The 16,308-nt window shown below is 63.6% G+C and carries 11 protein-coding genes and 1 tRNA gene; 7 read left to right on the top strand and 5 right to left on the bottom strand.

All coding sequences use genetic code 11. The features are described from left to right. The first annotated feature begins 109 nt into the window (after positions 1-109). A complete protein-coding gene (locus GWK63_RS08670) occupies positions 110-490 on the top strand; it encodes a hypothetical protein (protein WP_007400506.1) in 381 nt (126 codons plus the stop codon). Between the two features lie 221 nt (positions 491-711). Here the strand turns inward: GWK63_RS08670 and GWK63_RS08665 are convergent. The 4 genes from GWK63_RS08665 to GWK63_RS08650 form a co-directional block, all read right to left on the bottom strand. Further along, positions 712-786: transfer RNA gene (locus GWK63_RS08665), tRNA-Val, on the bottom strand. 70 nt (positions 787-856) lie between these two features. Then, complete coding sequence (locus tag GWK63_RS08660) at positions 857-2,368, bottom strand: YifB family Mg chelatase-like AAA ATPase (protein WP_007400508.1); 1,512 nt, start codon at positions 2,366-2,368, stop codon at positions 857-859. Between the two features lie 314 nt (positions 2,369-2,682). Next, complete coding sequence (locus tag GWK63_RS08655; protein WP_007400510.1) at positions 2,683-4,200, bottom strand: replicative DNA helicase; 1,518 nt, start codon at positions 4,198-4,200, stop codon at positions 2,683-2,685. 49 nt (positions 4,201-4,249) lie between these two features. After that, the gene (locus tag GWK63_RS08650; RefSeq protein WP_112210032.1) at positions 4,250-5,368 is read right to left on the bottom strand and encodes a glycosyltransferase family 4 protein; all 1,119 of its coding nucleotides are present in this window, start codon (positions 5,366-5,368) and stop codon (positions 4,250-4,252) included. A gap of 256 nt (positions 5,369-5,624) precedes the next feature. On the opposite strand from GWK63_RS08650, the gene GWK63_RS08645 reads away from it, so the two are divergent. The 5 genes from GWK63_RS08645 (at position 5,625) to GWK63_RS08625 (ending at position 14,154) form a co-directional block, all read left to right on the top strand. Then, complete coding sequence (locus GWK63_RS08645) at positions 5,625-7,106, top strand: mannitol dehydrogenase family protein (protein ID WP_007400512.1); 1,482 nt, start codon at positions 5,625-5,627, stop codon at positions 7,104-7,106. 140 nt (positions 7,107-7,246) lie between these two features. Next, a complete protein-coding gene (locus tag GWK63_RS08640; RefSeq protein WP_007400513.1) occupies positions 7,247-9,637 on the top strand; it encodes a glucose/quinate/shikimate family membrane-bound PQQ-dependent dehydrogenase in 2,391 nt (796 codons plus the stop codon). A gap of 379 nt (positions 9,638-10,016) precedes the next feature. After that, positions 10,017-11,345: a cytochrome c gene (locus tag GWK63_RS08635; protein ID WP_040000099.1), complete on the top strand. Its 1,329-nt coding sequence runs from the start codon at positions 10,017-10,019 to the stop codon at positions 11,343-11,345. A gap of 21 nt (positions 11,346-11,366) precedes the next feature. Beyond that, positions 11,367-11,840 carry a (2Fe-2S)-binding protein gene (locus GWK63_RS08630; protein ID WP_007400516.1) on the top strand — a complete coding sequence of 158 codons (474 nt, stop codon included), beginning with the start codon at positions 11,367-11,369 and terminating at the stop codon, positions 11,838-11,840. Next, the gene (locus tag GWK63_RS08625; protein ID WP_007400517.1) at positions 11,833-14,154 is read left to right on the top strand and encodes a xanthine dehydrogenase family protein molybdopterin-binding subunit; all 2,322 of its coding nucleotides are present in this window, start codon (positions 11,833-11,835) and stop codon (positions 14,152-14,154) included. Before GWK63_RS08630 ends, GWK63_RS08625 begins: the two co-directional genes overlap by 8 nt. A 225-nt stretch (positions 14,155-14,379) precedes the next feature. Here the strand turns inward: GWK63_RS08625 and GWK63_RS08620 are convergent, their stop codons facing one another. Then, positions 14,380-14,865 carry a DUF3429 domain-containing protein gene (locus tag GWK63_RS08620; RefSeq protein WP_007400519.1) on the bottom strand — a complete coding sequence of 162 codons (486 nt, stop codon included), beginning with the start codon at positions 14,863-14,865 and terminating at the stop codon, positions 14,380-14,382. Between the two features lie 143 nt (positions 14,866-15,008). Here GWK63_RS08620 and eno point away from each other — a divergent pair, with 143 nt between their 5' ends. Next, positions 15,009-16,289: a phosphopyruvate hydratase gene (gene eno, locus GWK63_RS08615; RefSeq protein WP_034928419.1), complete on the top strand. Its 1,281-nt coding sequence runs from the start codon at positions 15,009-15,011 to the stop codon at positions 16,287-16,289. Positions 16,290-16,308 lie beyond the last annotated feature (19 nt).

Here is a 16,308-nt window from a genome sequence, read left to right as displayed (position 1 = left end):
AGGCACCGGATGCCCATATGAAAGCTCATCCATGATGGGAAAGCTTCGGCGTGCGATCCGTGCGCGCCGGATCTGAAACGGCGCCACGGGGAAGGGGCAGAAGCCTAGAATGATTGTACAGGACACCAATTTCTTCTGTGACATGCCCGAGGACATGCAATACCTGCGTGATCGTAACCCGCCGCAGAATTTTCTTGAACAGAACATGATCTTCATCCTGCCCGAGCGCCTGCGCAGGTTTCATCGCAACCTGTTCCATGTCCGCCGCACGGATTCGGATGCCACGGTCTATGCGCCGCTGTTCCGTGTGCGCTGCATCAGCGCGCGCGACCCGCTGCCGGAGGGGTATGACGGGCCGTTCGATGTCTTTCCGTTCTATACAAACCCCACCCGCAGGCGGCGGCGGACGCTGGATTACTATGTGCTGTTCCTGTTTCGGGACAAACTGTCTTACGTGAAGTGCCGCGATGCCATTGCACGGGTGCCGTAGGGCGCATTTGAAAACTGATCACTGATAAAAACGGGAATTTCCTGGATGTTGCCTGTTTTTAAAAAGACGGCCTTCTTCAGGAGCTTTTTGGAAAAGGACCCACCAGAAACGTCCTTATGTTTCAAAGGTGGTCTTTTGGGCGCCAGAAGTGCTGGACAGCACGGCGCAGGCACTACGGCACCACACAAAAATATCTGATTTTCAGGGGGGGAGAGACCGGATGGTGGGTGCGACAGGGATTGAACCTGTGACCCCCGCCGTGTGAAGGCGATGCTCTACCGCTGAGCTACGCACCCATCCGCTTCGGTGGGGTCTTATTAATCCAGCAGCGGCAGGGGCGCAAGGGGGAAAAACAGGCCCATCATGCTATTTTCTGCCCGGGCGGCGGATACGGTAGATCAGGGCCTCGGCAATATGGGCGCGCTCCACATCCGGGCTTGCCGCAAGGTCGGCTATGGTGCGGCTGACGCGCAGCAGGCGGGTAAAGCCACGGGCGGAAAGCGGAATTTTCTCGGCGGCCTGAACCGCGAAATCACGCGCGGCCACGGTAATGCGGAAATCATCGATCGGGGCTTCGGCATTGCGGGCGTCACCCTGTCGCGCGCGCTGGCGCAGCACGGCTTCCATCACGCGGGCGGCCACGATGGCGCTGGATTCACCGCCACGGGGTGCGGCAATGCGGGCAAGGGGCATGGGTTCGACATGCACGGCCATGTCCAATCGGTCCAGCAGCGGGCCGGACAGACGGGCCTGATAGTCCTCGCCACAGCGCGGGGCCTTGCGGCATTCCTGTGCCGCATCGCCCAGATAGCCGCATTTGCACGGGTTCATGGCGGCGACAAGCTGGAAGCGGGCAGGGTAGGTGACATGGGCCGCGGCCCGGGCAATGGAGATGGACCCCGTTTCCATCGGCTGGCGCAGGATTTCCAGCGCGGAACGGGCAAATTCCGGCAGTTCATCCAGAAACAGCACGCCACGGTGGGCCAGGCTGACCTCACCGGGGCGGGCACGGGCGCCGCCACCGCTCAACGAAGCCGGGCTTGCGGAATGATGCGGGTCGCGAAAGGGCGGGCGGCAGACGGGCTGTCCGTCCTTCAGCAGCCCGCCAATGCTGTGGATACGGCTGATTTCCAGCATTTCCGCCGTGGTCAGGTCGGGCAGGATACCGGGTAGACGGGCGGCCAGCATGGATTTGCCCGCACCCGGCGGCCCGACCATAAGCAGCGAATGACGGCCGGCGGCCGCGATTTCCAGCGCGCGGCGGCCGGTTTCCATGCCGCGTATGTCCGCAAGGTCGGGCAGGGCGGTCAGGTCCGTATCCGGCCGTGCGGGAAGTTCCACCGGTTCGATCACCTGCTGGCCGCGGAAATGGTTGAGCAGTTCGGGCAGGGAGCGGATGGCCAGGATATCCATCGCGTCACTGGCCCAGCGTGCTTCTACGCCCTGGGCTGCGGGGCAGATCAGCCCCAGCGACAGGCCACATGCCGCCATGGCGGCCGGCAGCACGCCACAGACCGGGTTGACGCCGCCATCAAGCGAAAGCTCGCCCAGTGCTGCATGGCGCTGCGCCATGTCGCCCGGCAGCAGCCCCATGACCACCAGTAGCGCAAGGGCTATGGGCAGGTCGAAATGCGAGCCTTCCTTCATCAGGTTGGCTGGCACCAGATTCACCACGATGCGCTTGGCAGGCAGCGCAAGCCCCATGGCGGAGAGCGTCGCCCGTACGCGTTCGCGCGATTCATTGACGGCCTTGTCAGGCAGCCCGACGATCAGGAAGGATGGCAGGCCCACGGAAAGCTGGACCTCGACCTTGACCGGAACGGCCTCGATACCGGAAAAAGCAAAACCGCAGATGGATGCGAGCGCCGTGTCAGTCATGATGGTGATGATGCCGGATATGGACGGGATTGACCATTGGAGAACATGACGGACCAGGCCGGATTACGGGCATGGCCACCCGTCCACGGCATTTTGTTGGCATAATACTTCTTATAAAACTTATGGCGGTGCGGGGAAGAGGGCCTGATGATCCGTTCATCCGGCTGCCCTTCGCACCGCTGGCCCATTCTTTTGTGCAGGTTTGTGCACTATGCCTGTCCCATATGGGACAGGCGGCCTCTGGCACAGGCTGTGGCCGCAATGCCACAGCACGGCGCAACACCCGGTGGCCGCGCCGTGCTTACAGCTTATCCTTAAACGTCATGCACCATGTCCAGATCGGCAAAGCGTGTGAACTCGCCTTCAAAGAACAGGTGCACCGTCCCTGTCGGGCCATGACGCTGCTTTTCCAGGATCAGTTCGGCGCGGTTATGGGCCAGATCCATCTTGCGCTGCCATTCCTCCATCGCGGTCTGGTACTTGTCCTGTGAATCGTAGGAGGTTTCCTTGGGCTGGCGCTGCTGGAGGTAATACTGGTCACGATAGACGAACATCACCGCATCGGCGTCCTGCTCGATCGACCCGGATTCACGCAGGTCCGACAGCATGGGGCGCTTGTCCTCCCGGCTCTCCACCTGGCGCGACAGCTGTGAGAGTGCGATGACCGGCACCGACAGTTCCTTGGCCAGCGCCTTGAGCCCCTGTGTGATCATGGAGATTTCCAGCACGCGGTTTTCCGCCCTGCTCCCCACCGATGGCCGCATGAGCTGCAGGTAATCGACCACCACCAGGCTGAGTCCCTTGGTGCGCGCCAGCCGGCGGCAGCGCGTGCGCATGGCGGACAGCGTGATGGCGGGCGTGTCGTCAATATGCAGCGGCAGCTGGGCCAGTTCGCGGCTGACCTGCACGAAGCGGTCGAATTCCTTCTGCCCCAGGTCGCCACGGCGGATCTTCTCGCCTGACACGCTGGCCTGTTCGGACAGGATACGGGTTGCCAGCTGTTCGGCCGACATTTCAAGCGAGAAGATGGCGACCGACCCCTTGGGCCTGGCATCGGGCGGGGCATCGCGCGCTTCTTCCATGATGGCACGCGCGGCGGAAAAGGCGATCTTGGTGGCCAGCGCCGTCTTGCCCATGGCCGGACGCCCCGCCAGGATCAGCAGGTCGGAGGGATGGAGGCCGCCGGTTTTCTTGTCCAGGTCACGCAGGCCGGTGGTCAGGCCCACCACGTCACCGCTGCGGCTGAAGGCCTGCTGGGCAATGTCCAGCGCCTCGGTCAGTGCGCGGTCGAATGACATGAAGCCGCCATCCTGCCCCTTTTCGGTGGCAAGGCGGAACAGGGCTTCCTCGCTGGCGGCGATCTGGTCGGGGCCATCCAGGTCCGGGCGGGCGCCAAAGGCGTTGTTGACCACGTCCTGACCGATATCGATCAGCTGGCGGCGGATCCACGCATCATGGATCACCCGGCCATAATCGGCCGCATTGATGATGCCGACCATGGAGGTCAGCAGCTTGGCCAGATAGGCCGGGCCGCCCACGGAATCCAGCACGCCCGTATTTTCGAATTCGGCGCGCAGGGTGACGGGGTCGGCCAGTTGCCCCGCCTCGATCCGGCGCGAGATGGCGTCATAGATGCGGCCATTGACCTCCTCGGCAAAATGCGCGCCGGTCAGGAAGTCCGAAACCCGGTCATAGGCCCGGTTATTGGTCAGCAACGCGCCCAGTAGTGCCTGTTCGGCCTGCACGTTGGCCGGGGGCAGGCGTTGCGAGACGCCAAGAAGCGAGTCCTTTTGCCGGGACTCTGCGGAGGAGGGATTCTGGATCGTATTCACGCAGCCCTTCTACCCGATCTTCCATTGCCACCGGAAGGGCGATGATGGGTCATGCCCCCCCCGCCGGGCGGGGCCAGTCCCGCACCAGCCGTTCCGCACGGTGGATGACGGCACGCGCCATTGTCTCCACCCTTTCGCGGGCGTAGCGGTGAAGGATGTCGGCGCGGGCCTGCCGGCCGATGCGCGCGCACAGTTCGGGGCGGGTGTAGAGATGGAGGATCCGCTCGGCCAGGGCTTCCGGCGTGGGGGGAGCCAGCAGGAAACCGTTCTGCCCGTCGCGGATGACATCGGGAATGGCGCCTACCGGCGTTGCGATGACCGGCAGCCCGGCCAGCATGGCTTCATGCACGGCAATGCACAGCCCCTCGAAGCGGGAGGGCTGGACATAGACATGCAGCCTGCGGCAGAAGGCCAGCGGGTCGGGCTGGAAGCCCTCGAAACTTACGTTTTCCCCGCCCTGCCCGGCCGCCAGCGCCCTGAGGGCGTCCATCTGCGAACCGCTGCCGCATAGTGAAAAATGGATGCGTGCCCCCGGCATCCGCGCGCGGATGACCGCCATGGCGCGAATGGGCAGTTCCATGTTCTTTTCCGGTTCCAGCCGCCCCAGCGCACCGACATGGAAGACCGTGTTCCCGTCCTCTCCCCGCCATGGCGTGGCGGGAATGGCCGTGGCATCCGCCTCGAACAGGGGCCATGTGCAGATACGCCGTGGCGGGATGCCAAGCTGCCTGTGGGTGACGCGGGCCACGAAATCGGAATCGGCAATCCAGAACGCGCTCATGTTGCGCGTGCGGCGCAGCAGGAAGCGGTTGGCGGGCTTGAGATAGGCACTGTGCTGCCAGCTGGCCACCGGGATGCCCAGTGTCCTGCCGATCAGCTGGCCGAACAGCGTGGCGCGGGTAAGCGATGTCCACAGCATGTCGGGCCGGTTGGCGCGGACATAGGCCATGACCTGCCGCAGCGAGGCAAAGTGCCGCGGGTCACGGTCATCCACGATGTGGTAATCGATGCCCGCTTCCTCCAGCCATGCAATCGCGTTGCCCGCCTTGCGCGCCAGCGCCACCACCCGCACGCTGTGGCCGCAGGCCCGCATGAGCCCGATCACGGCGGGCAGCGGCCGTTCCGCCCCGCCGCCATTGAGGCTGTTAATGAGATAGAGGATACGCATTCACTACCAACAGCAGGTCCGGCCCGGAACCGGCCCTGCGCCCTGATTTTTCGAACCGGCGCACCGGATATGCAACGGTGGGATGGGTTAATAGGCCAGTTTTGTCCATTGGAAAACACACGGGCCATGCCGCGCGCGCCGCAACCGTGACGGGGGGCTGCCGTTTGGCGCACGCAGGGGGGTGCTGCATCCGTGCGGGTTGTCTCATCGTGCGTTTCTTATTAGGCGTCGACAATACTTTCCATGGAAAATGGTAATGACCATACTCAATACAGCGTCCCTGCCCCATCTGCCGCCCGCGATCGTGGTGCCCGCCTATGATCGTGGCAGGGTCACGCCCGGTATCGCGCATATCAGCGTGGGCAACTTCCACCGTGCCCACCAGGCGGTCTACATGGACCGTGTGCTGGCCCGCCCCGGGCAGTCCGGCTGGGGGATACTGGGCATCGGTCTCATGGAAAACCCGCATGAGGCGGCCAAGGCCCAGGACATGGCGGCGCAGGACTGCCTGTATTCCCTGACCGAATGCGCGCCTGACGCGCCCAACGTGGTCCGGGTGATCGGCTCCATCACGCAGTACATGTACGCCCCGGCCGACCGTGCCGCCACCATCGCGCGCCTGGCCGACCCGGCGATCCGCATCGTCAGCATGACCGTGACGGAAGGCGGATATTACGTGGATGAGAACGGGGTCTTCCCCATCGATCATCCCGTGATTGCCGAGGACCTGAAGCGCGATGTGCCCCATACCGTGTTCGGCCTGCTGACCGAGGCCCTGCGCCAGCGGCGCGAGAGCGGTGCCGGTCCCTTCACCATCCTTTCATGCGACAACCTGCCGCAGAACGGCCATGTGGCCCGCACTGCCTTCCTGGGCTGGGCGCGTGCGAAGGATGCGGGGCTTGCGCAGTGGATCGAGGCGAACGTCACCTTCCCCTGCACCATGGTCGACCGCATCACCCCTGCCGTCCATGCCGAGGACGTCCGCCGCCTGGATGCCGAAAGCGGGCTGGATGACCGCATTCCCGTGTTCTGCGAGGATTTCATCCAGTGGGTGGTGGAAGACCGTTTCTGTGCCGGACGCCCGGAACTGGAGGCGGTGGGCGTGCAGTTTACCGACAATGTCCAGCCTTATGAGGAGGTGAAGCTGCACATGCTCAATGCCTCCCATTCCCTGCTGGGGCTGTCGGGCGTGCTGTCGGGCTACCGGGTGGTCAGCGAGATCATGGCGGACCTGAACGAGGTCACGCTGGTCGAGCAGTATCTGGGTTATGATGCGGAACCCCTGCTCAGCGCGCCGCCGGGCATGGCGCTGAGCGAATATGGCCGCCGCCTGCTGCACCGCTTCCGCAACCGTGCCATAAGCGACCAGCTGCTGCGCATCGCGTCCGACAGTACGTCCAAGCTGCCCATGTTCATCAGGAGCACCGCAATGGGCGTGATCGCGCATCACCGGCCCGTGGCGCGCATCGCGTTTGTCGTGGCCTGTTATGCCGAATACCTGCGCGGGCATGATGACAGGGGTGAAACCTATGTCATCGTGGAGCCGCACCTGACGGAGGAGGACCGCATCCTGGCCGCGTCTTCCCGGCTGGAGGACGCGCTGGGCATGAGCGCCCTGGCCGGATGGGGCCTGGCGGAGCATCCCGCTTTCGTGCAGGCCTATGTTGCCCTGCGCCAGTCCATCCGCGCGCACGGCACGCGGGCCACGCTGGCAACGGTTATATCCGCCGGGAAATAGATCATTCCGCTCCTGGCGCACGAACCCGAAGGGCTTTCCACACGTTTTATTCATAAGTTTGGCCTTGACCTGGCTCCTGCACCTCATGCTTTTCATGGGAGAATGTTCGTGCTGCTGCATCACGGTAATCAGGAAAACTTATGAATACCCCCTTACGTTCGGCTCCCCTTCTCGCTGCGGCCATAGGTGTCTGCGCCCTGGCGGGTCTCTACCTGCTGGGTGGCGGCTTATGGCTCTGCGCCATTGGCGGCTCCTTCTATTATGTGGTGGCAGGTGCCCTGCTGCTGGTGACGGCGTTCCTGCTGTTCCGGCGGCAGGCCGTGGCGCTCACGGTCTATGCGGCCCTGCTGCTGGGCACCATGGCGTGGGCCGTCAATGAAGCGGGGCTGGATTTCTGGGCGCTGGCGCCACGTGGGGACATTCTGGTGCCCATCGGCATCGTGCTGCTGCTGCCGTGGGTGACACGGCACCTGCAGCCCGCAACCCCTGGTGCCCGACTTCCCCTGCTGGGCGCGATCGGGGCGGCGGTGGTGGTGATTGGCGCGGCCCTGATGGGCGACCCGCAGGATATTGCGGGCAGCCTGCCCCCCGTGGCGCAGAACGCGCCGGAACCCGGTGATGCCCACCAGATGCCCGACGAGGACTGGCAGGCCTATGGCCGCACCCAGTTCGGGGACCGTTTCTCCCCCCTCAGGCAGATCAATACCGGCAATGTCAGCAGGCTGAAGGTGGCCTGGACCTTCCGCACCGGTGACATGCGCGGCCCGAATGACCCGGGCGAGATTACCGATGAGGTCACGCCCATCAAGGTGCGCGACACGCTCTATCTCTGCACCCCGCACCAGATCCTGTTCGCGCTGGATGCAAGGACGGGCAAGCAGCGGTGGAAGTTCGACCCCCAGTTGCAGTACAATCCCACCTTCCAGCACCTGACCTGCCGTGGCGTGTCCTATCATGAGGACAGGGTGGAAGCGCAGGCTGATGGCGCCCCTGCCCCGGCCCCTGCCGAATGCGCGCGCCGTATTTTCCTGCCGACCAATGATGGCCAGCTTTTCGCGCTGGATGCCGAAAGCGGGGCGCGCTGCGCCTCCTTTGGCAATAATGGCGTGGTGGACCTGCGTGATGGCATGCCGGTCAGGACGCTGGGTTTCTACGAACCCACATCCCCGCCAGTGGTGACCGATACGACCGTGATCGTGTCCGGCGCGGTGACGGACAATTATTCCACGCATGAACCCTCGGGCGTGACGCGCGGGTTCGACGTGCATACCGGCGCGCTGCGGTGGGCGTTCGACCCCGGCAACCCCGATCCGAACGAGATGCCGTCCGAACACCATACCTTCGTGCCCAACTCCCCCAATTCATGGATCACGTCGTCCTATGATGCGAAGCTGGACCTGATCTACATTCCCATGGGCGTGCAGACGCCCGATATCTGGGGTGGCAACCGCGGGGCCGATGCCGAGCGCTATGCCAGTGCCATCGTGGCGCTGAACGCCACCACCGGCAGGCTGGTCTGGAGCTACCAGACCGTGCACCATGACCTGTGGGACATGGACATTCCCGCCCAGCCCAGCCTGGTCGATATCCGCAACGAACACGGTGAGGTCATTCCCACCCTGTATGCCCCGGCCAAGACCGGCAATATCTTCGTGCTGGACCGCCGTAACGGCCAGCTCGTGGTCCCCGCCCCTGAACAGCCGGTGCCGCAGGGCGCCGCCCCAGGCGATCACCTTTCGCCCACGCAGCCGTTCTCCAGGCTTACGTTCCGTCCCAGCCAGAAGCTGACGGATGCCGACATGTGGGGCGGCACGATGTTTGACCAGCTGGTCTGCCGCATCATGTTCCACCGCCTGCGCTACGAAGGCACGTTCACGCCGCCTTCACTGCAGGGTACGCTGGTCTTCCCCGGCAATCTGGGCATGTTTGAATGGGGTGGCCTGGCCGTTGATCCCGAACGCCAGATCGCCATAGCCAACCCCATTGCCATTCCGTTCGTATCGAAGCTGATCCCGCGCGGGCCGAACAACCCGGCAACGCCGGACAGGTCCCTGCCCTCGGGTAGTGAAAGTGGCGTGCAGCCGCAGTTTGGCGTGCCGTACGGCGTGGACCTGCATCCCTTCCTGTCGCCCCTTGGCCTGCCGTGCAAGCAGCCGGCATGGGGCTACATGTCGGGCATCGACCTGCGCACCAACAAGATCGTGTGGAAGCACCGCAACGGCACGATCCGTGACAGCGCCCCCCTGCCGCTGCCCATCTGGATGGGCGTGCCCAGCCTGGGTGGGCCGCTGACCACCGCGGGCGGGGTTGCGTTCCTGACCTCCACGCTGGACTACTACATCCGTGCCTATGACGTGACGACCGGCCGCGTGCTGTGGCAGGACCGCCTGCCTGCCGGTGGCCAGTCCACCCCCATGACCTATGCGGTGGATGGCAGGCAGTACATCGTGACCGCCGATGGCGGCCATGGCTCCTTTGGCACCAAGCTGGGCGATTACATCGTCGCCTACACCCTGGCTGACCAGAACTGAACCGGACGACCGGGGAAGGATTTTTCCTTCCCCGGATTGACATTCCCCATTTTGGTCTATATCCATTCAGATATAGATAGTGATCTGACAGGCCCCCACAGCCCGGTTATCCAGGGTTTTGTGGTGGTTATGCTTATTTAGTCCATAACTAAATAAGTCTTATCATCGCTTTGACCTTACGCGCGCCCGGACCGCTTGATTAGGAAACGGTAATACAAAAGTTTCCGCCGTGGCGCCGATGTTCCCGCACATCCGGCAGTTCCGGTGCTTCGGGGGTGGCGCAACGCTGCGCCATCTCATGTGTTTCGCGCCATACCGGCACTGGAACCGGGCGGATGATACGGGGTGATATGATGACTTTCACAACCGCGAGAACATCGTGATTAAACGTATTGCAGCAGCGATTGTGGGGATCGGTGTCGCCGGCGGCGTCGGGTTCCTGGCTTATGCGTGGTATCCGGCCATTGCGCCGGTTGCACCGCCTCCTCCTTCCTCCTTCACGGCCGCGCAGATCGAGCGTGGGCGCGTGCTGGCCGCCGGTGGCTACTGTGCGGAATGCCATACCCGCACCGACGGCGTGCGCGGCGTGGAACTGGCGGGCGATTACAAGATGGATACGCCCTTTGGCGCCATCTTCTCCTCCAACATCACGCCCGACCCGGAAACGGGCATCGGGCGCTGGTCGGAAGCCGCCTTCCACCGCGCCATGCGCAAGGGCATCTCGCGCGATGGCACGCAGCTTTTTCCCGCCTTCCCGTTCGACCATTTCACACACATGACGGATCAGGACATCGCCGATGTCTATGCCTTCCTCATGACGCGCCAGCCGGTGCATTCGGTCAAGCGTGACAATACGGTGGGCTTCCCCTTCAACATCCGTCTGGAACAGGCGGGCTGGAAGCTCCTGTTCCTGCACGAAGGCCCGCTCAGGAACGATCCCGCGCATGATGCCGAATGGAACCGTGGCGCCTATCTGGCCGAAGGGCTGAGCCACTGCTCGGCCTGCCATACGCCGCGTAACCTGATGGGTGCGGAAAAGAGCAGCGCGCCGTATGACGGTGCCCCGGTGGACAACTGGATCGCGCCGCCGCTCAACGAACATAACCCGACCCCGGTCGTCTGGACCGAGGACGAGTATTTCAAATACCTGCGCTTCGGTTCCGCCCCGCTGCACGGCAGTGCGGCCGGTCCCATGTCGCCCGTGGTCCATGGTGGCCTGAGCGAGATGCCGGAATCGGATGTGCATGCCATCGCGCATTACCTGGCCGATATCGACCATGCCGCCACCCGCGTCAGCCAGGACCCCAAGGCCATTGCGTGGGCCATGCAGGCTTCCATGAAGGATCTGGTCGGCCCGCAGGTGAACCCGAACGCCAAGCTCTATGCCGGTGCCTGTGCCGCGTGCCATGCCAATGCCGGCCCGCAGCCGGTTGAAGGCCGCCCCGACCTTGCGCTGAACAACGCGCTGTGGCTGGACGAGCCGACCAACCTGTTCCAGGTCATCCTGCGCGGGATTGGCACGACGGAAGGGATTTCCACCGTTTCCATGCCCAGTTTCTACCATTCCTTCTCCGATGCGGATCTGGCCCGTCTGGCGGCTTACCTGCGTGCAACCCGCACGACCCTGCCGCCATGGACCGATCTGGAAAAGAAGGCGGCCGAGGTACGCAAGACCCTGCCCGCCCCCCCTGTCGCGTCGTCCCATTGAGCTGAAAGACGGAGCTAGAACATGACGACCTTTCGCCTCAATGGACGGGATGTAACCGTTGACGTGCCGGGTGATACCCCCCTGCTGTGGGTCATCCGTGACGAAGTTGGCCTGACCGGAACGAAATTCGGTTGCGGCATCGGCATGTGCGGTGCGTGCACCGTCCATATCGGTGGCCGGGCCACCCGTTCCTGCGTGACCCCCGTCAGCGCCGCCGAAGGGGCTGACATCACCACGATCGAAGGCATCGACCCCGAGGGCAACCACCCGGTCCAGCAGGCCTGGCGTGAAATTCAGGTGCCGCAATGCGGCTACTGCCAGTCCGGGCAGATCATGCAGGCGATCAGCCTGCTCAGGGATTACCCCTCTCCCACGGATGAGGAAATCGATGCCGTCATGGCTGGCAGCCTGTGCCGGTGCATGACCTATGTTCGCATTCGTGAGGCCATCAAGAAGGCCGCGGCCAACGCACGCGGAGATGCATCAAATGGGTAGATTAGACCGCTTCCGCCTGGGCAGGGACGGCCGTCGTGAACAGGCTTCCCTGTCGCGCCGTGGCTTCCTTGTCACCTCGCTTGGCGCCGGGGTCATGTTCGGCTTCGCGCGTCAGGCCACCGCCAACCAGATTTTCCCGCTTGATAATGCCGGACCCGGCGATGGTGCGTTCGAACCCACCATCTGGTGCGCCATCGCACCCGACGGGATCATCACGGTCAACATCATCCGCGCGGAAATGGGCCAGCATATCGGCACCGCCCTTGCCCGTATCATCGCGGACGAGATGGAAGCCGACTGGAGCAAGGTCCGCATCAATTATGTGGACACCGACCCCAAATGGGGCCTGATGGTCACGGGTGGCAGCTGGTCGGTGTGGATGACATGGGATGTCTTCCGTCAGGCCGGTGCCGCAACCCGCACCGCACTGGTGGAGGAAGCGGCCCGCCTGCTGGGCACCACGCCGGACAGGTGCACGGTTGCCAACGGTATTGTCAGTGCCGGTGGCAAGCAGATCAGCTTTGGCGATATCGTGGCCAAGGGCCATCCGTCCCATTCCTTCACGCCCGAGGAAATGGCCAGGCTGCCGCTCAAGCCCGCCAGCGAGCGCAGGCTGATCGGCAATGCCGAGCTCAAGGCGCTGGATATCCCGGCCAAGACCAACGGCACTGCAATCTATGGCATCGACGCCAAGGTGGAGGGCATGCTGTATGCCCGCCCCAAGATGCCGCCCACGCGCTATGGCTCCAAGGTCCGTTCGGTTGACGATACCGATGCGAAGAAGATCAAGGGCTATGTGCGCTACCTGCTGATCGAGGACCCTTCGGAAGTTGTGCAGGGCTGGGTTGTGGTGCTGGCTGAAAGCTACAGCGCCGCCATCCGCGCGACCGATGCCCTGAAGGTGGAATGGACACCGGGCGAGACGGCCCACACGTCCGAACGCGATATTCAGGACCGTGGCCGCCAGCTGATCAGCAACAAGGAAGGTGGCGTCTACATCTTCAACGATGATGGTGTGGATCAGGCGTTCTCAGGCGCGCATCTGGTCATGGACCAGGAATATACCTGCGCATCCGTGCTGCACTACCAGCTTGAGCCGACCAATGCGCTGGCCTTCGAGAAGGACGGTGTCTACGAGATCCATGCCGGCAACCAGTGGCAGAGCCTGATCCTGCCGACGCTGGCCAAGTCGCTGCAGGTGCCGGAAAGCAAGGTCATCCTGCGCAGCTATCTGCTGGGTGGCGGGTTCGGCCGCCGCCTGAATGGTGACTACATGATCCCCGCCGCCCTTGCGTCCAAGGCGCTGGGCGGCAAGCCGGTCAAGCTGATCCTGACCCGCTCGGACGACATGCAGTTCGACTCCTTCCGCTCGCCGTCCGTCCAGCGCGTGCGCATGGCGTTTGATGGCAGTGACAAGATCACCGCCATGGACTATCAGGCCGCCGCCGGCTGGCCCACGGGTGTCATGGCCGAAGCGTTCATGGAAAAGGGCGTGGATGGCAAGCCCTATGACCAGTTCGCCATTGCCGGTGGTGACCACTGGTACGAGGTCGGGGCCTTCCGGGTGCGCGCGCTGCGTAATGACCTGGCGGAAAAGACCTTCCGCCCCGGCTGGCTGCGTTCGGTCAGCCCCGGCTGGACCAGCTGGGGGATCGAGTGCTTCCTGGATGAGGTCGCGCACCGCCAGAAGAAGGACCCTGCCCAGTTCCGCCTTGACCTGCTGACCGCGCAGGGCCGCAACAAGGGCCAGGCACCGGATTCCGTGGGGGGCGCGCTGCGTCAGGCCGCCGTCGTGCGCAGGCTTATGGAAAAGGTGAACTGGGGCAAGACCACCCTGCCCAAGGACACTGCCCTGGGCCTGGCCACCACGGCCGGGCAGGAACGCGGCATGCCGACATGGATCGGCTGTGTGGCACAGGTGCATGTTGACCGCAGCACCGGCGTGGTGACATGCCAGAAGCTGACTATCGTGGTGGATGCGGGTACCGTGGTTGATCCCGATGGCGCCAAGGCCCAGACCGAAGGTGCTGCGCTGTGGGGGCTGAGCATGGTCCTGTTCGAGAACACGGAAATCGTGAACGGCCTGCCGGTTGACCGCAACCTGAACACCTATACCCCGCTGCGCATTGCCGATACGCCGGAAATGGACATCGAGTTCCTGCCCAGCACGGAAAAGCCAATGGGTCTGGGTGAACCGGGCACGACGGTGGTGGGGCCGGCCATTGGCAACGCCATCTTCAATGCCGTGGGTGTGCGCCTGCGCCATATGCCGGTGCGCCCGGCGGATGTCCTGCGTGCCCTGCAGAACACCTGATTGCGGATAGCCTGACTACGAAAAGACCCCGGTACGTTCTGCGTGCCGGGGTTTTTTTATTATGCCGTGGAGTGGGACCGCCCGTAAAAACAGCCTGATGCGAAAACGACAGTTTTCGGGTACCGCCCTTTTTCAGAAAGGCAGCATTCCCTGAAGCTTTTTGAAAAAAGCTTCGCCAAAAGCGTTTATCCGTTTTTCAACAGTGCATTCTGCCAGATTGTCTACCTACTGCGCCGGGCGCATGCCCAGGCAGGCCGCCAGTATGGCCAGGAAGCACAGTTCCGCCAGGCAGATGACAAACCACTGCAACGTCATGTAACCGCGCGGCATGGCCCCGCGCTGCCACGCCATGCGCTGCCCGATGGCCGCCATCACGAATCCCGCGATCAGGATGAACAGCCCGGCCAGTTCCCGCACGGTTGCGGCGCACAGTCCCACCCAGCCAATGATCGCGGGCACGCCCCCCAGCGCCAGGCGCAGGTTGGTCAGCCGCTGCGTGCCGCCCGCGGGGATGATGTCGGGCCGTTCCAGCGCCAGCCCCCAGTGCACGGCACCAAGGAAGGACAGCATGACCGCGCCATAGCCCACGGCTGCCGTAAGCAGGCGTGGCGTGTGGTCCGGTGTAAGGAACAGGATCGCACAGGTGCAGCCGATCAGCGGCAGCAGGCTGGCCAGGGCAGTGACAATGGCAAGCAGGGGCAGGCGTTTCACGGCGGGGACTCTCCTGAAATACTGGTCATGATATGTATAGCCCGCTCTGGCATGATGCGTGGCATCTGTTATCGTATGGGCAGGATATGCATGCCGGCGGCATGGCATGTCCCCATAATGTCAAATCTGAGGAAACAGATACCATGAGCGCCATTATCGATATCATCGCCCGCGAAATACTCGACAGTCGCGGTAATCCTACCATCGAGGTGGATGTGGAACTGGCGTCCGGCGCCAAAGGCCGTGCCGCCGTGCCGTCCGGCGCATCCACCGGCGCGCATGAGGCGGTGGAACTGCGCGATGGCGACCCCAAGCGCTTTGGTGGCAAGGGCGTGCTCAAGGCCGCGGGCCATGTCGAGCACGAGATCCTTGAGGCCCTGCAGGGCGTGGAATCAACCGATCAGGTCGCCATTGACGAGGCGATGATCGATCTTGATGGCACTCCCAACAAGTCCCGGCTGGGGGCGAATGCAATTCTTGGCGTGTCGCTGGCCGTGGCGAAGGCCTCGGCGCAGGAACTGCAGGTGCCGCTGTACCGCTATGTGGGCGGCGTGTATGCCCGCACCCTGCCGGTGCCGATGATGAACATCATCAACGGTGGTGAACATGCCGACAATCCGATCGACATCCAGGAATTCATGATCCAGCCCGTGGGCGCACCGACGGTGACCGATGCGATCCGCATGGGGTCCGAGATTTTTACCCAGCTCAAGAAAAGCCTGTCAGGTGCGGGTTACAATACCAACGTGGGTGACGAGGGCGGGTTTGCCCCCGCGCTCAGATCCGCTGATGAAGCACTGGGCTTCATGATGCGTGCGGTGGAGGCGGCGGGCTACAGGCCGGGTGATGACGTGACCTTCGCACTGGATTGCGCCGCGACCGAGTTCTACAAGAATGGCCGTTATGAGCTGAAGGGCGAGGACAAGAGCCTTGATGCCGCCGGCATGATTGCCTACCTGGCCGACCTGTCCGCCCGCTACCCCATCATCTCGATCGAGGATGGCCTGGCCGAAGATGACTGGGAAGGCTGGGCCGAACTGACCGCCAATCTGGGCCACAAGCTGCAGCTGGTGGGTGATGACCTGTTCGTGACCAATCCTGACCGCCTGCGCCGGGGCATCAGGGATGGCGTGGCGAATTCGCTGCTGGTCAAGGTCAACCAGATCGGCACGCTGAGCGAGACGCTGGAAGCCGTGCAGATGGCCCAGCACGCCGGTTACACGGCGGTGATGAGCCACCGTTCGGGCGAGACGGAGGACAGCACGATCGCTGACCTGGCGGTCGCGACCAATTGCGGACAGATCAAGACCGGCTCGCTTTCACGCTCGGACCGGACGGCGAAATACAACCAGCTGATCCGCATCGAGAACGAACTGGCCACTGCCGCCCGCTATGCCGGGCGCACGATCCTGAAGAACGGGTGACACGCCACGCCGGACGGGC

The organism is Komagataeibacter rhaeticus, assembly GCF_011611525.1.
GTDB classification, from domain to species: Bacteria; Pseudomonadota; Alphaproteobacteria; order Acetobacterales; family Acetobacteraceae; genus Komagataeibacter; species Komagataeibacter rhaeticus.
This window is presented reverse-complemented; position numbering and strand designations above follow the sequence as displayed.